The sequence below is a fragment of the Streptomyces sp. DH12 genome (assembly GCF_020873895.1).
Classification (GTDB): Bacteria; Actinomycetota; Actinomycetes; order Streptomycetales; family Streptomycetaceae; genus Streptomyces.
Genome location: NZ_JAHWGT010000008.1, coordinates 78,003 through 97,455 on the forward strand (window position 1 = coordinate 78,003; position 19,453 = coordinate 97,455).

Here is a 19,453-nt window from a genome sequence, read left to right on the forward strand (position 1 = left end):
TGGGGGACGCGCCGCCCGCGCGCGCCGGCACTCGCCGGTGACACCCCGGAAACGGACGGAACGCCGCAACCGTCCCCGCCCGCCCTCAGAGGACCCCGCTGCCGTGCGGGGCGTACAGGTCGAGCAGCCGCTCCCGCGTCGCCTGCAACCGGTGGGACAGCACCTGTCCCACCCACTGCGTCAGCGCCAGCCCGAAGGGGGGCTCCGCCTCGCACAGCGCCCGCACCACCGCCGCGTCGAACTCGTACGCCCGCACCAGGCTCATCGCCTCCGCGCCGAGCTCCCACTCGTACGGCGGGAACAGCCACGACAGCCCCACGAGCTCGCCGTGGCCGAGCATCTCGATGACGGCGGGGCGGCGGCTGCCCGGCACCCGCGAGTCGAGGTTGACCGCGCCCGTGCGGACGACCCAGAACCGGTCCGCGGGCCGGTGCTCGTCGAAGACCCGCTCGCCCGGTTCGAACGACACCTCCTCGGCGAGGGCCAGCAGCCGCTCCCGGTGCGGGGCGGGCAGGGCGTTGATCCTGGGTGCTGTGGTGCTCATGTGTACCTCCTGGTGGACCCGCGCACCAGCGTCGTCCGCGCCGCCGCCGAACGGCGGCGGCCCCGGGTGCGCCGGGCGCACGCCCCGCCCCCGTCCGCGCGTCCCGCCCGGTACGACGGTGTCTTTCGAGCCTACTCACCAACCGGCCGGTAGGCCCCGGCCGCGGACCACCGGCCCGCCGGACCCCGCGCCCGCCCCCGCCCCCGCCGCAGTGCGGGCGTCCGGCGGCGCGGCTAGCGTGAGGCCATGTCCGGAGCCGAGCACCCGAGGAGCGGCATCGGCCGCCGCGTGGCCGCCCGCCGCGTGCAGCTCGGGCTGTCCCGCGAGGAGGTCGCCCTGCGCGCGGGGTCGGCCCCCGGCTACATCCAGTACCTGGAGGAGCAGGCGGCCACACCCGGCACGGGGTTCCTGCTGCGCCTCGCCGAGGCCCTGGAGACCACCGCCGTCGCCCTCGCCGACGGCACCGGCGGCCTGCCGCCCGGCGTAGGGCGCGGGATCCTCCACCCGGAGCTCGTCGAACTGAGCCCCGCCCAGTGCTGGACGCTGCTCGGCACCCACGGGGTGGGCCGGGTCGCCGTCACGACCCGCGAGGGACCGGCGATCCTGCCCGTCAACTACCTCGTCGCCCGTGGCGAGGTGGCGTTCCGTACCTCCTCCGAAGCCCTCCCGGCCGGGGCCGAGGGCACGGAGGTCGCCTTCGAGGCGGACCACATCGACGAGGCGTTCAGCCGGGGCTGGAGCGTCCTCCTCGTCGGCGAGGCCCACGCCGTCACCGAGCCCGGCGCGGTCCGCGAACTGGCCGAGAGGGCGCACGGCACGCCGTGGGCCGACGACGGGCGCGACCTGTGGGTCGCGCTCACGCCCCACCGGGTCGGCGGGCGGCGTTTGGAGGTCCGGCACGGCGACGACGAGCCGGTCCGCGACGCCTGACGGCACGGGGCCGGGAAAGGTCCGTGCGAGCGGGCCCCTGGCGGGTACCCGGTGCGGGCGGCCGGGCGTCACCCGGCTCGGCAGCCCGCACCAGCAGGACGAGGACCGGAGGTGGTCGCGATGGCGCCCGGCATGGACGAGGGCCGCCTGCTCGCCGAGATCGAGCGGCTCCTCGCACGCGAGGACCCCGAGCTCGACGCCCGGATGTCGGCCCTCGGCAGGCAGCTGACCGGCGATCCGTACGACCACGCCGGGCCCCCGGCCGACCTCCCGCCCGACTGTCCGGCCGTCGGGCCGGGGCCGGACGGCCCGGTCCGACGCGACTGGCGCAAGGTCGCCTTCCTCGTGGCCGTCGTCGTGGCGGTGGTGGGACTGGTCCTCACCGCGGTGCTGACGCAGCCCGCCGACCCGGGTACCGACCCGGCACCCCCGCCCGCGCCGCCCGCAGGGGCGCCCCTCCAGCCGTGACCGGCCCGAGGGTCGGAGGCCGCGCGCGGCCTCCGACCCCGGCGGCGGCCCCCACCCCGCCGCGGCGGCCGCAGGCCACGACCGGCCGGTGACCCCCGCCGCCCGGTGACTGCCGCCCCCCCGCCCGGCGACTCGGCCCGTCCGCCGGCCGCCCGCCGTCACATCCCGGCCGGGGCGCCGCCTTCGGCTCCGCCGGCCGGCTCCGCCTGGGGACCGTCCGGCAGGCCGGGCAGCAGCAGGAGCAGGTCCGGCACCCCGCAGACCCGTACGTACGGCGACAGCCCCGCCAGCACCGCCATGACCTCCGGGCGGGCACCCGCCGCGCGGGCCGCCGCGCACAGCCCGTCCCTGCCGACCCAGCCCGAACCGAACGCCCCCCGGGTACAGGCGGTGATCTCCTGCCGCGTCACCCTCGTCATGGCTGCCGTCCTCCCGCTCCGTCCACCCGCCGTCACCGGCCGCGATCGTACCGTCACACCGAGCGCGCGCACCCGCCCTTCCGGCCGGGCGCCGGTGAACGGCGCGGGGCGGGCGCACGGCGTCCCCGCGACCTCGCGGGGAATTGCCCGGAGCGCCCCCGCGCAGCGGTCCGACAGCGCGTTCGAGGGCCCCTCCGCTGCGCTAGATTGGTGCCGCGCCGACACCCCGCGCCCCGCAGGCCCGGGGAGGCGCCCGAGCCGCCCCGGGCGGCCGCGCCGACCGCTTCGCGACACCCCGCCGTACCCACGCCGCCGACCTCTTCGCGCGCTCACACCTGGGGGAGCCATGGCAGACGACGTCACCCGCACCGAGATCGCCGACCACCTGTCCGCCGTCTTCGCCAACGGGGCGCTGACCCGCAGCGACCTGCTGATCGCCGCCGCCTCGGCCCGCCCGGAGGTCCGCGCGGTCCTGGAGGGCCTGCCCGACCGCCGCTACACGGAGCTGCGGCAGGTGTGGGAGGACCTCCCGGCGCTCCCCGTCGGCCCCTGACCGGGGCGCCCCCCAGGCGGTGTCCCGTCGATCATGCCGGGCGCCGTGGCCCAGGCGGGACTTTCCGGACAGGGCCTAGCGCCGGGCCCGGTGGGCGGCCTCGGCGACGTCCCGGACGCGCGAGGGCGGCAGCCGCAGCAAGTACACAGTCCGGCCCAGGACCGCGCGGACGCAGCCGCGGGGCACGTACCACGGCTCCGCGAGCCGCACCTCGGCCAGGGGCGCGCTGTCGATCTCGCTGCCCCGGCTGTTGAGCAGCGTCAGCCGCCCCCCGGCCACCCGGACCCGCCCGGCCGTCGTCAACTGGCGCCACCCCCGCCGGATGAGCACGCCCCGCTCCTCGAACTCACGCTTGGCCACGCTCCGTGCCCCCAGTCCCCACCGTCGGCCCTGCGGGGACCATACCCGCGCCAGGACGGCGGGAAATGCACCCTCGGCACGTCATCGCCGGAGCACCCCGCGCCCGCGTCGACGCCCACCGGCGGCGCGGGGCGCCGGCGCCCAGCGGAGCGAGACGTGCCGGATGGCACCGTTGGTCCCCCTGATCTGGCGCCGGACGAGGGGGACAGTGTTACAAATAGGCGTGGCCGCATTCACAGACCGGTTCCGGGGCGTGTCGGTCCGGTCACTGGCCGAAAGGCTTCCCCGCAGCGTCGCCGGGCAGGTGTTCGCCCTCCAGGTGACGCTGATCGTGCTGCTGGTGCTCGGCGCCGTCCTCGCCCTGCTCCTCCAGTCGCGGTACGACGGCGACCGCGAGGCCCGCAACCGGTCCGTCGCCGTGGCCGAGACCTTCGCCCACTCCCCGGGACTGCTGGAGGCGCTGGAGGCATCCGCCCCGTCCCGGGAGCTCCAGCCGCTCACGGAGACCGCCCGCAGGCGGGCGGGCGTGGACTTCATCGTCGTCATGGACACCGACGGCACCCGCTACACCCACCCCCAGCCCGAACGGATCGGGCAGCGCTTCGTCGGCACCATCGAGCCGTCCCTCGCCGGTGAGGTCCTCACCGAACGCGTCCAAGGGCCGCTCGGCGACGAGGTGCAGGCCGTCGTCCCGGTCACCGACGCGGACGGCGAGGTCGTCGCCCTCGTCTCCGCCGGGCTCAAGGTCGACAACGTCACCGGCGTCGTCAACCGCCAGCTGCCCGTCATCCTCGGCACCAGCGCCGCCGGGCTGGCCGTCGCGACCGCCGGCTCGGCCCTCGTCACCAGGCGCCTGCGCCGCCAGACCCACGGCCTGGGCCCCTCCGAGATGACCCGGATGTACGAGCACCACGACGCGGTCCTGCACGCGGTCCGCGAGGGCGTCGTCATCGTCGGCGGCGACGGCCGCCTCGTCCTCGCCAACGACGAGGCCGTCCGGCTCCTGAAGCTCCCGCCCGGGGCCGAGGGCCGGCCCGCCTCCGAGCTGCCCGGCCTCGACCCCCGGATCGCCGAGCTGCTCGCGTCCGGACGGCCCGCCACCGACGAGGTCGTGCCCGCCGCCGGCCGGCTCCTCGCCGTCAACCAGCGCCTCACCCACCCCTACGGCGGCCCGGGCGGCACCGTCGTCACCATCCGCGACACCACCGAGCTGCGCGCCCTCACCGGCCGCGCCCAGGTCGCCCGCAAACGGCTCAACCTGCTGTACGACGCCGGCGTGGGCATCGGCACCACCCTCGACGTGGGCCGCACCGCCGAGGAACTCGCCGAGGTCGCCGTGCCGCGCTTCGCCGACTACGTCACCGTCGACCTCGCCGACCCCGTGCTGCGCGGCGAGGAACCCACCGGCACCGGCACCGAGATGCGCCGCACCGCCTCGCGCGGCATCCGCGAGGACCACCCGCTGTACGCGGTCGGCCGGATGATCGCCTTCGTCCCGTCCACGCCGCAGGCCCGGGGCTTCGGCTCCGGCCGCGCCGAGCTGGTCCCCGACCTGTCCCGCGCGCCCGGCTGGCAGGCGCAGGACCCGGAGCGGGCGGGGCAGATCGTGGCGTACGGCATCCACTCCCTGATCACCGTGCCGCTCAAGGCCCGGGGGGTGGTCCTCGGCGTCGCCAACTTCTGGCGCTCGGAGAAGCCGGAGCCCTTCGAGGACGAGGACGTCACGCTCGCCGAGGAACTGGTCGCCCGCGCCGCCGTCGCCATCGACAACGCCCGCCGCTACACGCGCGAGCACGCCATGGCCGTCACCCTCCAGCGCAGCCTGCTGCCGCGGGCGCTGCCCGAGCAGAGCGCCGTGGAGGTCGCCCACCGCTACCTGCCCGCCCAGTCCGGCGTCGGCGGCGACTGGTTCGACGTGATCCCGCTGCCCGGCAGCCGGGTCGCCCTCGTCGTCGGCGACGTCGTCGGGCACGGGCTCCACGCCGCCGCCACCATGGGCCGGCTGCGCACCGCGGTCCACAACTTCTCCACCCTCGACCTGCCGCCCGACGAACTCCTCGGCCGGCTCGACGACCTGGTGGGCCGCATCGACCAGGACGAGGCCGACGCGGGCCAGGGCGGCCCCGACGCCGGCGCCGGGATGACCGGCGCCACCTGCCTGTACGCCGTCTACGACCCGGTGACGCGGCGGTGCGCGCTCGCGCGGGCCGGGCACCCCATGCCCGCGCTGGTCCACCCCGGCGGCCACGTCGAGTACCCCGACATGCCGGTGGGCCCGCCGCTGGGGCTGGGCGGCATCCCGTACGAGACGGCAGAGCTGGAGCTGACCGAGGGGAGCCAGCTGGTCTTCTACACCGACGGGCTCATCGAGGAGCGGACCCGCGACATCGACGTCGGCCTGGACCTGCTGCGGCGGGCCCTCGCCCCGCCCGACGGCGTCGACCGCACCCCCGAGGAGAGCTGCCGGGCCGTGCTCGACGCCCTCCTGCCCGCCCACCCCAAGGACGACGTCGCGCTCCTCATCGCCCGGACCCGCTCCCTCGGCCCCGACCGCGTCACCGACTGGGACGTGCCCTTCCACCCCGGCGCGGTCGCCGGAATGCGGGCCGCCGCCGCCGAGCAGCTCGCCGCCTGGGGCCTGGACGACGCGGCCTTCACCACCGAGCTGATCCTCAGCGAACTCATCACCAACGCCATCCGCTACGGCACCGCCCCGGTCCACGTGCGCCTCATCCACGACCGCGTCCTCACCTGCGAGGTCTCCGACGGCAGCAGCACCTCGCCGCACCTGCGGTACGCGGCCACCACCGACGAGGGCGGCCGGGGGCTGTTCCTCGTCGCCCAGCTCTCCGAGCGGTGGGGGACCCGCTACACCGGGCAGGGCAAGGTCATCTGGGCCGAGCAGCAACTGACCGGACCGGGCGCCGCGTTCGGCGCGGGGCGCGGAGCGGAGTTCTTCCTCGACACCTTCGACGCCGACCCCCTCTAGACGAGGCAGGCATGTTCACCCCCACCGGACCGACCGCCGCGGAGCTGGCCGTGCAGGCGCTCTCCTCCACGCGGCGGGGGTACGACCTGCTCGCCCCGAAATTCGACCGGACGCCCTTCCGCACACCGCCGCAGGTGCTCGACGCGGTGGCGGACGCCCTGCGCCCGCTCGGCCCGTTCCGGTCCGGGCTCGACGTGTGCTGCGGGACCGGGGCCGGCGTCTCCGTCCTGCGGGGACTGTGCGGCGAGCGGGTGACCGGGGTGGACTTCAGCGCGGGGATGCTCGCCCGCGCCCGCGCCACGGCCCCGCCCCGACCGGGCCGCCCGGACGCCGCGTGGGTACGGGCCGACGCGCGGGCGCTGCCGTTCCGGGAGGCGTTCGACCTCGCGGTGAGCTTCGGCGCGTTCGGACACTTCGTGCCCGCCGAGCGGCCGGGGCTCTTCGCGGGGGTCCGCGCCGTGCTGCGGCCCGGCGGGCGGTTCGCCTTCCCCGTGGCGGCGCCGCCCCGCCCGGGCTCGGCGGCGTACTGGGCGCTGTGGGGCTTCGACGCGGCGATGCGGGTGCGCAACGCCCTGTGGCGGCCGCCCTTCGTCATGTACTACCGGACCTTCCGGCTCCCGGAGGTACTGGCGGACCTGGAGCGGGCCGGCTTCGCCGCGGAGCTGCTGCCGCTGCCGGCCCTCGGGTCCCGCGCGGACGGCGCGCCGCGCTGCCGCCTGGTCGTGGCGCGCCGCCCCGGCTGACGCGGGGGCGGCGCGGCGCGGGTGGGACCGGTGTCAGGAACCTCTGCCGACCTCCTTGTTCACGGCGGCGGGGGAGTCGTACTCCTTGTCCGGCATGGACTTCAGCGCGTCCACGACCTTCTCGCTGGCGCCGTGCTGCTCCGCCTGCCGGACGATCTCGTCCTTGGAGGCCGGGTAGCTGACGCCGCCCAGGTTCTTCTGCATCTCGATGGGGTTCACAGCCATGGCCGCCGAGTACCACCGGCACGGTCGGCCACACCTCGCGGCGCTCCGCAGGGCGAAGCCATCACGGTTGCATCACAATGTCGTGTGAAGGTCGGTCAGTGCGGGCATATCCCGCGCGGGGGCGGTGCCCCGCGCCCGGGAGCGCCGCCGTCACCCGACCTCATCGCAAGGCCCCCGGGAGACGTGCGTCGCCGTCCTCCCTCACCCCATGGCGTCGGAAAGGCAGGTACGCCCATGCTGTTGGCGCATCCCGCTGTGCTTCGCGAACTCGTGGCCCGGTACGAATCCCTCTGCGCCGCCGCGCAGGAGCGCGCCATCGCGCCGGATCTGCAACGCCGCCTGGAGGACGTGACGTACACGCTGTGCGTGACCACCGGGACCCGGCAGCTGGAGCACGCGCTGGCGGCCGCCCGCGCCAGGCTCGCCGCGACGGCGGCCGGCTGAGGTGAGGGTTCGGCGGCCCCGGCCCAGGGGTAGACCGGGGCCGCCACGGGTGTCCGCAGGGGAGAGCGGAGCACCCGGTGACGAACACGAGGGCGGCGCGAGGAGGGAGCGCCGCCCCGCCGTGTTCGGTCAGCGGGCACCGCGTGGCGCCTATCGGTGCCGCGGTGTCGTGCGAGCAGTAAATATATATACCGTTGAGTAAGCAAGGGCATGAAAAATTTCATGCTCGCCGATGGCCGAAAAAAGCCGGCGCCGCCCTAGCGTGCCAGGCCCACCGGGACACCCGCCGGAGCACCGGACGGAGCCGTCCGCGCACCGGCCGCCCTCAGTCGTCGATGAAGAAGTCGTGCTGCATCGCGACCTGCTCGTACCCCTCCAACCGCGCCTGGGTGCGCTCCGGTTCGGCGTCGGCCATCGCCTGGAGCACCGCCGCCGACAGCACCCCGGGCGCGGCGTACGAGTCGAACACCAGCCGTGCGCCGGTCGGCGCCGTCAGTGTCACGTCCGCCTGCTCCACCAGCGGCCCCATGGTCAGATCCGTGATCAGCGCCACACGCAGCCCCGCGCTGCGCGCCGCCCGCACCGCCGCCAGCGTCTCGTTCGCGTGCCTCGGCATGGCGAAGGCCAGCGCCCACGAACCGCCCGCCTCCCGCGCCTGGAGCAGCGTGTCGTAGGCGACGCTGCCGCCCCGCGTCACCACCCGCACGTCCGGGTGGATCCGGCGGGCCGCGTAGGCGAAGTACTCCGCCAGCGACACCGAGATCCGCAGTCCCACCACCGTCAAGGGCACGGAATGAGCCAGCTGCCGACCCACCTCCAGCACCTGCCCGGGATCGGCGAGAACCCGTCGCAGGCTCTCCAGGTTCTCGATCTCCGCGTCGATCGCCGCCTGGAGCTCGTTGTGCCGGACCCCCTCCCGGGTGTCCGGGGAACCCGCCACCGCGCTCAGCGCGATCGGCTGGAGCGCCTCGCGCAGCGCCGGGAAGCCGCTGTACCCGAGCGAGGTGGCGAACCGGGTCACCGACGGCTGGCTCACCCCGGCCCGCTCCGCCAGGTCCGTGATCGACAGGAACGCCGCCTCCGTCAGGTGGTCGACCAGGTACTGCGCGATGCGCCGCTGCCCCGGCGACAGCCGGTGCCCCGTGAACAGGGCCCGCACCCGCTCCGCCGGAGTCCGGTCCGGCTCCGGTGCCTGCCGCCCCTGCCTGATCGCGGCCGCCTGCGCTCGCGCCTGCTGACCGGATGGCACTGATGGCACGATCCGCCTCCTTCTCGTCCCAATTGCGCACAACATAACGCACGCCCGGTCCGCCCCCACCCGGCCCGACCCCGCTCGACCGGAGTGCGGCGGCCCCCCGACCGGGCGCATCCTGACTGTGTGACCCGGTACGGAGCCCCCGGCCCCCTCCCGCCCCCGCCGGACGGGCCGGGACGGGGCGGCGGGCCGCCGGACGACGGACGTGCCACCGACACCCTGGCGACGGCGCTCGCCCCCGCCGCCGTCGAGGCCGTCGACTCCGTCGGCGGCTACGCCGGGGGCGTCTACCTGCGCTCCCGCTCCCAGGGGCTGCTGCGCCTCGCCGTCCTCGCCGGACTGCCCGTGGACCTCTTCCGGCCCTGGTGGCGCATGCACATCAACCGCCCCTTCCCGGTCGCCGAGGCGTTCCGCTCCGGGCGACCCGTCCACCTCGCCGACGCGGAGGAGGCGATGCGCCGCTTCCCCCAGCTCATGGCGGGCCTGCCCTACCCCTTCGGCTCCCTGTACGTGCCCGTCGCCGCCGGGCGCGACCGGTACGGCGTCCTCGTCGCCCTGCGCACCGCCACCCCCGGCCGGCCCGTCGACGACGCCGACCGCCGGCGGATGCGCGACGCCGCCTCCCGCCTCGGCGCCGACCTCGCCCGCCTCGACACCGCCGGCGTCCCCGTCGCCTGGGACCGCGCACCGGAACCCGTCCACCTCCCGGCGAGCGCCACGCCCCCGCTCCGCATCAGCCACCTGGAGTGGCACGTCGGCAGCGGCACCCTGACGGCCGACGCCGAGCTGTGCCGCATCCTCGGCGCCGACCCCGAGGACGTCCCGGGCAGCGTCGCCGCCCTGGAGGCCCTGCTCGCGCCCGAGGACGTCCTCGGCCTGCGGGCCGCGGCCCGCCAGGTCGCCGCGGCCCCCGACGGCGGCCGCCCGGGGGCCCGCCGGATCTGGCTGCGCGGCCGCGACGGCCGGCCCCACCTCCTCGAACTGACCCGCCGCTTCCCGCCCGCCGCCCACGGCCCCGGACCCCGTCCGGCGCACCTCGCCGGCGTCCTCGTCGACCCCGGATCCGGCCCGATCGCCGCGGCCGCCGTCGACCGGCTGACCACCGGTGTCCTCTCCCTCGACCGGCTCGGCCGCGTCACCCACGTCAGCCGCCGCGCCGAGACCCTGCTCGGCCGGGCCGGCCCCGCCCTCCTCGGGCGCGTCCTGTGGGACGCCCTGCCCTGGGCCGGCCACCCCGCCTACGAGGACCACTTCCGTGCCGCGCTGATCTCCACGGACCCCGACCCCGACCCGATCGAGTTCCTCGCCCACCCCGCGCCCTCCTCCTGGCTGTCGGTCGCCCTCCACCCCGGCCACGACGGGCTCACCGTCACGCTCGCCGCCGTCGACGAGCCCGCCTACGCCCCCCGCTCCGTCGCCGCGCCCGGCGGGGGCCTCGGCTCCCCGGCCGACCGCGCCGCCGTCCTCTACCGGCCCGTCGCCCTCGCCATCGCCCTCACCGAGGCCGTCACGGCCCGCCAGGTCTCCGAGGTCGTCACCGAGGAGCTCCTGCCGGCCTTCGGCGGCCGCCAGCTCGCCATCTACCTGCTGAGCGAACGCCACCTCCACCTCGCCTGGGAGACCGGCTTCCCCCAGGGCTTCCTCGACCGGTTCGACGGGGTCGGCCTGGACGCCCGGCTGCCCGGCGTCGAGACGCTCACCTCCGGCCGGCCGATCTTCTTCGAGTCCATGCAGCGCCTCGCCGCCGCCTACCCCGGCATCCCGCTCGACGCGCACGTCGGCGCCCGCGCCTTCCTCCCCCTCATCGCCTCCGGCCGGCCCGTCGGCTCCTGCATCCTCGGCTTCGACCAGCCCCGCGGCTTCAGCCCCGAGGAGCGCACCGTCCTCACCGCCCTCGCCGGGCTCATCGCCCAGGCCCTCCAGCGGGCACGGCGCTACGACTCCGAGGCCGCCCTCGCCCGCGGGCTCCAGGACGCCCTCCTGCCCCACCGGCTGCCCCGCCTGCGCCAGGTGGACACCGTCGCCCGCTACCTGCCCGGCACGCAGGGCATGGACGTCGGCGGCGACTGGTACGACGTGGTCATGACGCCCCGGGGCCTCGCCCTCGTCATCGGCGACGTCCAGGGGCACGGCGTGTCCGCCGCCGCCACCATGGGCCAGCTGCGCAGCGCCGTACGGGCCTTCGCCCTCGCCGGGCACGACCCGAGCGAGGTCATGAGCGGCACCAACCGCCTCCTCATCGACCTCGACCCCGGCCAGTTCGCCAGCTGCTGCTACGGCGTGCTCGCGCCGGGGACCGGGCTCCTCCAGGCGGTCCGCGCCGGCCACCTCCCCCCGCTGCTGCGTCACCCGGACGGCCGAACCGAGGTCGTCGACCTGCCCGGCGGGGTCGTCCTGGGCGTCGACGCGGACGCCCGCTACCCCGTCACCGAACTGCGCCTCTCCCCGGGCGCGGTGCTCGCCCTGTTCACCGACGGACTGGTCGAGCAGCCCGGCGTCGACATCGACGTGGGCATCGAACGGGTGCGGGCCGCGCTGTCCGTCGTCGGCCCCGCCTCCCTCGCCGCGACGGCCGACGCGCTCATCGCCGGGGCCGGGCAGAGCGAGGACCGGGCCGACGACGTCGCCCTGCTCCTGGCCGCCCGCCGACCCGGCCGGGACGGACCCGGCCCCGCCCCCCGACCGGCCGGCGGGCCGGCCGGCGGCGGGGGAGACCGGCGGCCGGGCGGGAGCGGTCCGCACCGTGACGGGCCCAGCCGGTGACCGGCCGCCCGCGCGGCCGGCCGGTGACCCGCCCGGACCACCGCGGTTGTGGCCCCGCGAGCGGCGGCCGACGATGGGGACGACGGACGAGGCAGGTGCCATGGGCGCGGTGAACGCAGCGGAGGGCTCCGACTTCCGAGGCCCCCTGGACGCGACGAGAGCGGCGACGGCCGTACTGGACGCCGACGACCGCATCGTGGGCTGGAGCCCCGCGGCCGAACGGCTGCTCGGCTATCCGCCCGACGAGGCGCTCGGCCACCCCATCGGCCGCCTCGTCGTGGACCGCGCGGGCGCCTACCAGGTCGCCACCGAACTGCCCGGCGCGGCCCACGCCCGCCGCCAGGTGCTGCACATGCGCCACCGCGACGGCCGCATCGTCCGCGTCACCACCGCGACCCTCCCGCTCGCCCACGGCGAGGCCGGCCCCGCCCGACTCCTCGCCGTCGCCGACGCCGACGACACCGAACGGTGGGAAGCCCTCCAGTCGATGCTCCGCGGCCTGGCCACCCAGTCGCCCGTGGGCCTCGCCATCTACGACACCGGCCTGAGGGTCGTGTGGACCAACTTCGCCCTCTACCGAGAGATGGGCAGCTTCCAGTACGCCGGCCTGGGCCCCGACGAGATGGTCACCGGCGGCGAGGTCCTCTCCGCCGGCTACCCGCCCACCCTGGAGGAGACCATGCGCCGGGTCCTCGACTCCGGGGAGCCGGTCATCGAACTCCACTACCGGGGCCGCCCGCCCGTCGACCCCGACCACGACCGCGTCTGGTCCTGCTCCTACTACCGCCTCCAGGACACCGACGGCACCGTCCTCGGCGTGTGCGAGGAGACCGTCGACGTCACCGACCGCTACCTCGCCCAGCAGCGCCTCGACCTCCTCGTCCGGGCCGGCGGCCTCGTCGGCACCACCCTCGACATGAGCCGCACCGCCCGGGAGCTCTCCGCCGTCACCGTCCCCCAGTTCGCGGACAGCGTCACCGTCGACCTGGTCGACTCCGTACTGGAGGGCGACCAGCCCGCCCCGGGCACCGCGCGCTCCGGCCGGCTCGTCCGGGTCTGGGGCCGCTCCGAGGGCACCCCGGCGGACGCGCCGGCCACCGGCCCGGCGGACGGCCCGGACGGCGCCGCTCCCGCCGCCCGGGAGGCCGTCGACTACCCGCCCGACGCGCCCCAGCTGCGCTGCCTGACCACCGGCCACGCCGTCGTCACCGGGCGGGGCCCCTCCACGCTCGTCGTGCCGCTGCGCACCGACGGCGCCCCCCTCGGCGTGGTCACCTTCCGCCGCGAACGGCACCCCGACCCGTTCGACGCCGACGACCTGCCCGTCGCCGACGAACTCGTCGCCCGTACCGCCGTCTGCATCGACAACGCGCGCCGCTTCACCCGGGAGCACACCGCCGCGCTGACGCTCCAGCACAGCCTGCTGCCCCGCAACCTCCCCCGGCTCACCGCCGTCGACTTCGCCCACCGCTACCTGCCCGCCGACAGCAAGTCCGGTGTCGGCGGCGACTGGTTCGACGTCGTCACCCTCTCCGGCGCGCGCGTCGGGCTCGTCGTCGGCGACGTCGTCGGCCACGGCCTCGGCGCCGCCGCCACCATGGGCCGGCTGCGCACCAGCGTCCGCGTCCTCGCCCGCCAGGACCTCGCCCCCGACGAACTGCTCACCCGCCTCGACGACCTCATCACCCAGGCCGCCGACGAGGAGGCCGCCGCGCCCGGCTCCGTCACCGGCGGCCCCCCGCCGCCCGCCGGGCCGGGAACCGGCGACATCCCCGACGACCAGGCCGTCGGGGCCACCTGCCTGTACGCCGTGTACGACCCGGTCACCGGGGTCTGCCGGTTCGCCCGCGCCGGGCACCCCGCGCCCGTGGTGCTCGACGCGGCGACCGGTACCGTCACCGTCGCCGACGTCCCGCCCGGACCGCCCCTGGGCCTCGGCGGCCTGCCCTTCGAGACCGCCGAACTGCACCTGCCCGAGGGCAGCCTCCTCGCCCTGTACACCGACGGACTCGTCCGCGACCGGGCCCGCGACGACGACACCGGGCTCGACGGGCTCGGCGCCCTCCTCGCCGACCACCGGGACCGCCCCCTGCCGGAACTGTGCGACCGGGTCGTCACCGCCCTGCTGCCCGGCCCGGTCGAGGACGACGCGGCGCTGCTGCTGGTGCGCACCCGGATGCTCGACGGCGACAGCATCGTCACCTGGGACCTCGCCGCCGGACCTGAGGAGGTCGGCCGCGCCCGCGCCCTCGCCGCCCGCCAGGTCGCCGCCTGGGGGCTGGACGAGCTGGGCTTCACCACCGAGATCGTCGTCAGCGAACTGGTCACCAACGCCCTGCGGTACGCCGCCGGTCCCGTCCAGCTGCGCCTGGTCCGCGACCGAGCCCTGCTGATCTGCGAGGTCTCCGACACCGGCCACACCGCTCCCCACCTGCGCCGCGCCGCCATCGACGACGAGGGCGGCCGCGGGCTCTTCCTCGTCGCCCAGATGACCCAGCACTGGGGCACCCGCTACACCGCGACCGGCAAGACCATCTGGGCGGAACAGGCCCTGCCCCCGCCGTAGCCGGTGCCCGGCCGGGTTTGCGGACCACGGCGTCGGCAATCCGTTGAGTGCGCGCGGTGCGCACCGCACCGCGTGCGACGCGCACCGCGCGCACGCCGTACGAACCGACGGGAGCACACCATGGCAGCGTCCGCCCCGACCACCGCCGACCGGCGGGCGTGAGGGACGGCCGTGCGCCTCGCCCACGTGCGTCCCACGGACCCCGGCTACACCCGCCTCCGCCACGGGCGCGGCTTCCGCTACCTGGACACCGCCGGCCGGCCCCTGCGCGACCCGGCCGAACTCGACCGCGTCAAGGGCCTGGTGATCCCCCCGGCCTGGCGGGACGTGTGGATCTGCGCCCGCCGCAACGGCCACCTCCAGGCCGTCGGCACCGACGCCGCCGGTCGCCGCCAGTACCTGTACCACCCGGCGTTCCGCGCCCAGCAGGAGCAGAGCAAGCACGACCACGTCCTCGACGTGGCCGAGGCGCTGCCACGGGTTCGCGAGGCGGTGGAGGCGGCGCTCGGGGACCGCGGCCTGACCCGCGAGCGGGTCCTCGCCACCGCCGTGCGCCTGCTCGACCTCGGCTTCTTCCGCATCGGCAGCGAGCGGTACGCCGACCAGAACCAGACCTACGGCCTGACCACCCTGCTGCGGGACCACTCCCGGTGCAGTCGCGGCGAGGTCCTGCTGAGCTACCCCGGCAAACACGGCAAGCAGCGCCTCCACGTGGTGGCCGACCCGCCGACCTGCCGCAGCCTCACCGCGCTCATCCGCCGCCGCGACGACGGCGACCGGCTCCTCGCCTACTGGGAGGGCCGCGCGTGGCACGAGGTGAACGGCGCCGACGTCAACGCCTACCTGCGCGACCTGGCCGGCATCGAGGTGAGCGCGAAGGACTTCCGCACCTGGCACGCCACCGTCATGGCGGCCGTCGCCCTCGCCGTCTCCCAGTCCGTGGCGCACAGCGAGACGGCCCGCCGCCGGGCCATCGCCCGCGCCGTCCGCGAGGTCTCCGGCTACCTCGGCAACACGCCCGCCGTCTGCCGCGCCTCCTACATCAACCCGCGGGTCATCGAGCTGTACGAGGAGGGCGTCACCGTCGCCGCCGCCCTGCCCGGCCTCGGCGCCGACACCACGCACGGCGTGCCCGCCACCCAGGGCCCGGCCGAGCAGGCCGTCCTGCGCATGCTCCGCACCGGACGCCCGCCGGGCGGCTGACCCCGCCCCGTCCGCCGACCGGCCCGGCCGGCGGGAAGCGCTACGGCCAGGAGGGCTCCCTGCGCGGTACGACGACGATCTCGCCCGCCACGCTGCCGGCCGGCACCGACAGGGCGTACAGCACCGCGTCGGCGACCACGTCCGGGCTCTGGAGCATCGACACGTCGGCGTCGGGGAAGCGGTCCATGATGAACGGGGTCTCCATGCCGCCCGCGATGATCCCGGTCACGCCGATGCCCGGGCAGTCGCGCTGCGCCTCCTTGAAGAGCGTGTGCGTGAACGCCCGCAGCCCCGTCTTGCCCGCCGCGTATGGACCGGCCTCCGTCCAGGTGCGGTTGGCGGCCGTCGACAGGATGTTCACGATGTGTCCGCCGCCGCGGGCGATCATCCGCCGGTAGCCCTCCAGGCAGAGGTACACCGGGCCCAGCAGGTTCGTGGTGACCACCCGGGTGACCTCGTCGGCCGTCAGGTGCTCGATCGGCTTGGACACGTCGACGGCCGCGTTGTTCACGAGGACGTCCACGCCCCGGCCGGCGCCGTCCAGCTCGCGGAAGACACCGGCCACCGCGTCGGGGTCCCGCACGTCCAGCTCGACGAAGCGGGCGTCACCGCCGTCGCCGTTGAGCTCCTCGCACAGCTCCCGGGCCAGCTCCTTGCGGACGTCCGCCACCAGGACCGACGCGCCCGCCCCGGCCAGCCGCCGGACGATCGACGCCCCGAGGCCCCGGGCGCCCCCGGTCACCAGGGCCTGCCGGCCGTGCAGGTCCACGCGCACTCCACCGCTGCTCATGCCGCCTCCGCCTTCCGTGGATGTGGTGCCACTGCCACCCACTGTGACCCCGGCGTCGCGCTCCGGCACCCCGGGCGGTCACTGTGAGCAACCCCACGCGGGGCGCCGGAACCCAGACGGCACAAGGGCCACACGCCCCGCCCGGCCGGCCGGCGCGGTCCCCGGCGGCGCAGGTCACGGCCGGGGCGGCGGCGGGCCTGCCACCATGGTCGACGCACATTCCCCGGTGGCGGGGCCGCGCAGCGCGGCCGGCGTCGACCGCCCGCCCCGATCCGCCATTCGAGCCCCTGATAGACGTGTCGCTTCCTCCTGCCCCTGCGCCCTCCTGCGCCTCCGCCCCCTCGGCGCCCTCCGCCCCCGCCGCGCCCGGCGACCGCTCGCCCTGGCGTTCGCTCCGGTACCGCAGCATGCGCTGGTGGTCCCTCGCCAACTTCGTCTCCAACGCCGGTACCTGGATGCAGCTGACCGTGCAGAACCTGCTGGTCCTGCAGATCACCGGCTCCGCCGCGGCGACCGGCCTCTCGCTCTCCGTGCAGGCGGCGCCCGGCCTGCTGATGGGCGTGGCCGGCGGCGCGGCCGTCGACCGCTGGCCCCGCAAGGCGACCGCCGCCGTCAGCCAGGCCCTGCTCGGCGCGGTCGCGTTCACCACCGCCCTCCTCGTCGCGTTCGACCAGCTCGGGCTGGGGGTGCTCATGGGTCTCGCCGCCGTCACCGGCCTCGTCGCCACCGTGGACGGCCCCGCGTGCGCCCTGCTCGGCAACGACCTCGTACGGACCGAGGACGTGCCGTCCGCCATCGGTGTCGGCTCGCTGGTCCACAACGCCGGCCGCCTCGTCGGCGCCGGACTCGGCGGCGCCACGGTCGCCTTCCTCGGCACGGCGGCGGCGTACGCGGCGAACGGCCTGTCGTTCCTCTTCGTGACGGCCGTGATCCCCTTCCTGCGCCCCCTGCGGGCGGCCGCCCCGGCGGCGCCGCGGGCGCCCCGGACCGGCCGCCGGCGCGGAGAGGGTCGCCGGGCGCGCGGCGCGGAGGGGATGACGGTCCGGGAGGGCCTGGTCTTCTTCGCCCGCCGCCCGCGCCTCCTCGGCCTCGCGGTGATCACCGGAGTCAGCTCGGTGTTCGGGCGGAACTACAGCCTCACCCTCGCCGTCCTCGTCACCGGTCCGCTCGCCGGCGGGGCGGGCGCCTTCGGCACCGTCTCCACCGCCCTCGCGGTCGGCGGCATCGTCGGCGCGGTGCTGGGCGCCCGGCTGCGCAGGCCCTCCGTGCGCCTGGTGGGCGTCCTCGCGGCGGCCGGCGGCCTGCTCCAAGCCGCCGCCGGCCTGTCGCCGTCCCTGGCGGTGCTGGTCGTCCTCGTCCTGCCGATGGCCGTCGTGGAGTCCCTCTCCGACACGGCCGGCACGACCGTCCTGCAGACCGACCCGCCGCCGCGGCTGCGCGGCCGCGTGCTGGGCGTCTGGGGCAGCGTGCGCACGGTGTGGGCGCTCGCCGGGCCGCCGGCGCTGGGCCTGCTCATGGAGGTGGCGGGGGCCCGCGGCGCCCTCGTGGCGGGCGGCCTGCTGATCGCCGCGGTGGTCACCGCCGGGTACGCCGCCCACACCCGCCGCGCCCCCTTCCCGGTGCCCGTACCCGCCGCCGCGCCGGCCCTCGCCGCGCGTCCGGCGGCCGCCCTGGGCACCGCGGCCTGACCGCGTCACCCCCGGACAGCGGTTCGCGCTCCCCGTCGGCGAACGCGCGCGGGAACCCGCGGGCCCGGTCCGGGGCGGTGTCGAGCGCCGCCGCCACCTCCCGCCAGGTCGCGGCCGGCCCCGCGGCCTCCCGGACCCGGGGCGCCACGCCCGTGGTCCATCTACCGGCGGATGCACTCCCGCGGGGCAGGCCCGGCCGGCGCGCCGCCGGCGTCACCGCGATCGGCATGGCCGGACGAGGGGAGTCGGTCGCGGAACAGCCCGGCGTCGGACACGACGGAGAGGGACTCCCATGACCGCTGACCACCGGGGCGCCCCGACGGCACTCGTCGACTGGACAGAGGGGGACCGGCCCGGTCCCCGGATACCGGTGCACCCTTCGCCTCGCTCACGGCGGACGCCTGTGGTGCGATGAACCAGGGAGGTCCGGAAGGAGAGAGCGATGATCCCACCGGCAGGGGAAGGCAGGAGCGGCACCGGCCCCGTGTCGGTCCGCCCGCTGGGCGAGGCGGACCTGGATCGGGCCGACGAGATCTTCAGGGTCGCCTTCGGGACGTTCTTCGGAGCTCCCGAACCGGAGACGTTCTTCGGGACCGCCGACTACGTCCGCACTCGCTGGGCGGCCGATCCGCGGGCGGCCTTCGCAGCGACGGTCGGTGGCGAAGTCGTCGCGTCGAACTTCGCCGTCAACTGGGGCAGCGTCGGTTACTTCGGCCCGCTGACCGTACGTCCGGACCTGTGGGACAAAGGCATCGGCAGGCGTCTCATGGAACCGGTCATGGATTGCTTCGAGACCTGGGGGAACCGGCATCGGGGCCTGTTCACCTTCTCGCACAGTCCCAAGCACCTCGAGCTCTACCGCCGGTACGGTTTCTGGCCGCGGTTCCTCACAGCCATCATGCGGAAGCAGGTCGCGGGCGGCGGCCCGGCGGTCGCGGGCCGAGTACTGTACGGCGGGCTTCCCGCCGCCGAGCGGCTCGATGCCTTGGGCCTGTGTCGCACGCTGACCGGGGCCGTGTTCGAGGGCCTGAGCGTGGAACGCGAGATCGTGGCCACGCACGCGCAGGGACTCGGCGACACCATCCTGCTCCAGGGGGCCGGCTCAAAGCTCGACGGCCTGGCCGTCTGCCACTGCGGAGCCGGGTCGGAGGCCGGAGAAGACGTGTGCTTCGTCAAATTCGGCGCCGTGCGCCCCGGCCCGCAGGCGGCCGACCGGTTCGAACGGCTCCTCACCGCGTGCGAGCAGCTCGCCGCCGAGCGCGGCCTCGGGCAACTGGACGCCGGGACGAACCTGGCGCGCCAGGACGCCTACCGGCGGATGATCGACCGCGGTTTCCGCACCTGGTTGCAGGGCGTGGCCATGCACAGGCCCAACGAACCCGGCTACAGCCACCCCGACGCCTACGTGATCGACGACTGGCGCTGAGACCTCGCCACACCCGGCTCGCCCGTGGCAGCACGCCCGTGGCAGACGCGATGCAGGCTCGGTGCTGCCCCGGTGGGCCGGCGGCGC

At 76.2% G+C, this 19,453-nt stretch carries 17 protein-coding genes; 11 read left to right on the forward strand and 6 right to left on the reverse strand.

The window, feature by feature from the left end:
• Positions 1–85 precede the first annotated feature (85 nt).
• Complete coding sequence (locus LPA54_RS09465; RefSeq protein ID WP_228975740.1) at positions 86–544, reverse strand: Crp/Fnr family transcriptional regulator; 459 nt, start codon at positions 542–544, stop codon at positions 86–88.
• Positions 545–790: 246 nt separating this feature from the next.
• Here LPA54_RS09465 and LPA54_RS09470 point away from each other — a divergent pair, with 246 nt between their 5' ends.
• Both LPA54_RS09470 and LPA54_RS09475 read left to right on the forward strand, forming a co-directional pair.
• A complete protein-coding gene (locus LPA54_RS09470) occupies positions 791–1,474 on the forward strand; it encodes a pyridoxamine 5'-phosphate oxidase family protein (protein WP_228975743.1) in 684 nt (227 codons plus the stop codon).
• Positions 1,475–1,594: 120 nt separating this feature from the next.
• Positions 1,595–1,942: a DUF3040 domain-containing protein gene (locus LPA54_RS09475; protein ID WP_228975746.1), complete on the forward strand. Its 348-nt coding sequence runs from the start codon at positions 1,595–1,597 to the stop codon at positions 1,940–1,942.
• 158 nt (positions 1,943–2,100) lie between these two features.
• Here LPA54_RS09475 and LPA54_RS09480 read toward each other — a convergent pair whose 3' ends face one another.
• On the reverse strand, positions 2,101–2,361 hold the full coding sequence (locus LPA54_RS09480) for a hypothetical protein (protein WP_228975750.1): 261 nt from the start codon (positions 2,359–2,361) through the stop codon (positions 2,101–2,103).
• Positions 2,362–2,707: 346 nt separating this feature from the next.
• Here LPA54_RS09480 and LPA54_RS09485 point away from each other — a divergent pair, with 346 nt between their 5' ends.
• On the forward strand, positions 2,708–2,914 hold the full coding sequence (locus LPA54_RS09485; RefSeq protein ID WP_228975752.1) for a hypothetical protein: 207 nt from the start codon (positions 2,708–2,710) through the stop codon (positions 2,912–2,914).
• A 75-nt stretch (positions 2,915–2,989) separates the two neighbouring features.
• On the opposite strand, the gene LPA54_RS09490 is transcribed toward LPA54_RS09485, so the two are convergent.
• Positions 2,990–3,274 carry a hypothetical protein gene (locus tag LPA54_RS09490; RefSeq protein WP_228975754.1) on the reverse strand — a complete coding sequence of 95 codons (285 nt, stop codon included), beginning with the start codon at positions 3,272–3,274 and terminating at the stop codon, positions 2,990–2,992.
• A gap of 223 nt (positions 3,275–3,497) precedes the next feature.
• On the opposite strand from LPA54_RS09490, the gene LPA54_RS09495 reads away from it, so the two are divergent.
• Together LPA54_RS09495 and LPA54_RS09500 are read left to right on the forward strand one after the other, a co-directional pair.
• The gene (locus tag LPA54_RS09495; protein WP_228975756.1) at positions 3,498–6,263 is read left to right on the forward strand and encodes a SpoIIE family protein phosphatase/ATP-binding protein; all 2,766 of its coding nucleotides are present in this window, start codon (positions 3,498–3,500) and stop codon (positions 6,261–6,263) included.
• Between the two features lie 11 nt (positions 6,264–6,274).
• Positions 6,275–7,006, forward strand: coding sequence for a class I SAM-dependent methyltransferase (locus tag LPA54_RS09500; protein ID WP_228975758.1), 732 nt, complete (start codon positions 6,275–6,277; stop codon positions 7,004–7,006).
• A 33-nt stretch (positions 7,007–7,039) separates the two neighbouring features.
• Here LPA54_RS09500 and LPA54_RS09505 read toward each other — a convergent pair whose 3' ends face one another.
• Positions 7,040–7,231, reverse strand: a complete 192-nt coding sequence (locus tag LPA54_RS09505) for a DUF2795 domain-containing protein (protein ID WP_228975760.1) — start codon at positions 7,229–7,231, stop codon at positions 7,040–7,042.
• Between the two features lie 234 nt (positions 7,232–7,465).
• Between LPA54_RS09505 and LPA54_RS09510 the strand changes: the two genes are divergently transcribed.
• Positions 7,466–7,675 (forward strand): DUF5133 domain-containing protein, encoded by a 210-nt coding sequence (locus LPA54_RS09510; protein WP_058941940.1) that lies wholly within the window; start codon positions 7,466–7,468, stop codon positions 7,673–7,675.
• Positions 7,676–8,000: 325 nt separating this feature from the next.
• Here the strand turns inward: LPA54_RS09510 and LPA54_RS09515 are convergent, their stop codons facing one another.
• Entirely contained in the window at positions 8,001–8,924 is a 924-nt protein-coding gene (locus tag LPA54_RS09515) for a MurR/RpiR family transcriptional regulator (protein WP_228975979.1), read from the reverse strand.
• Positions 8,925–9,053: 129 nt separating this feature from the next.
• Here LPA54_RS09515 and LPA54_RS09520 point away from each other — a divergent pair, with 129 nt between their 5' ends.
• The 3 genes from LPA54_RS09520 to LPA54_RS09530 all read left to right on the forward strand — a co-directional run bounded on the left by LPA54_RS09520 (position 9,054) and on the right by LPA54_RS09530 (position 15,462).
• Positions 9,054–11,693: a SpoIIE family protein phosphatase gene (locus LPA54_RS09520; RefSeq protein ID WP_228975762.1), complete on the forward strand. Its 2,640-nt coding sequence runs from the start codon at positions 9,054–9,056 to the stop codon at positions 11,691–11,693.
• Between the two features lie 100 nt (positions 11,694–11,793).
• Positions 11,794–14,259: a SpoIIE family protein phosphatase gene (locus LPA54_RS09525; RefSeq protein ID WP_228975765.1), complete on the forward strand. Its 2,466-nt coding sequence runs from the start codon at positions 11,794–11,796 to the stop codon at positions 14,257–14,259.
• A gap of 171 nt (positions 14,260–14,430) precedes the next feature.
• On the forward strand, positions 14,431–15,462 hold the full coding sequence (locus LPA54_RS09530) for a DNA topoisomerase IB (RefSeq protein ID WP_228975767.1): 1,032 nt from the start codon (positions 14,431–14,433) through the stop codon (positions 15,460–15,462).
• A gap of 40 nt (positions 15,463–15,502) precedes the next feature.
• Here LPA54_RS09530 and LPA54_RS09535 read toward each other — a convergent pair whose 3' ends face one another.
• Positions 15,503–16,252 (reverse strand): SDR family oxidoreductase, encoded by a 750-nt coding sequence (locus LPA54_RS09535; RefSeq protein ID WP_228975769.1) that lies wholly within the window; start codon positions 16,250–16,252, stop codon positions 15,503–15,505.
• A 296-nt stretch (positions 16,253–16,548) separates the two neighbouring features.
• Between LPA54_RS09535 and LPA54_RS09540 the strand changes: the two genes are divergently transcribed.
• Complete coding sequence (locus tag LPA54_RS09540; protein ID WP_308112824.1) at positions 16,549–17,940, forward strand: MFS transporter; 1,392 nt, start codon at positions 16,549–16,551, stop codon at positions 17,938–17,940.
• A 484-nt stretch (positions 17,941–18,424) separates the two neighbouring features.
• Positions 18,425–19,366 (forward strand): GNAT family N-acetyltransferase, encoded by a 942-nt coding sequence (locus LPA54_RS09545; RefSeq protein ID WP_228975776.1) that lies wholly within the window; start codon positions 18,425–18,427, stop codon positions 19,364–19,366.
• Positions 19,367–19,453 lie beyond the last annotated feature (87 nt).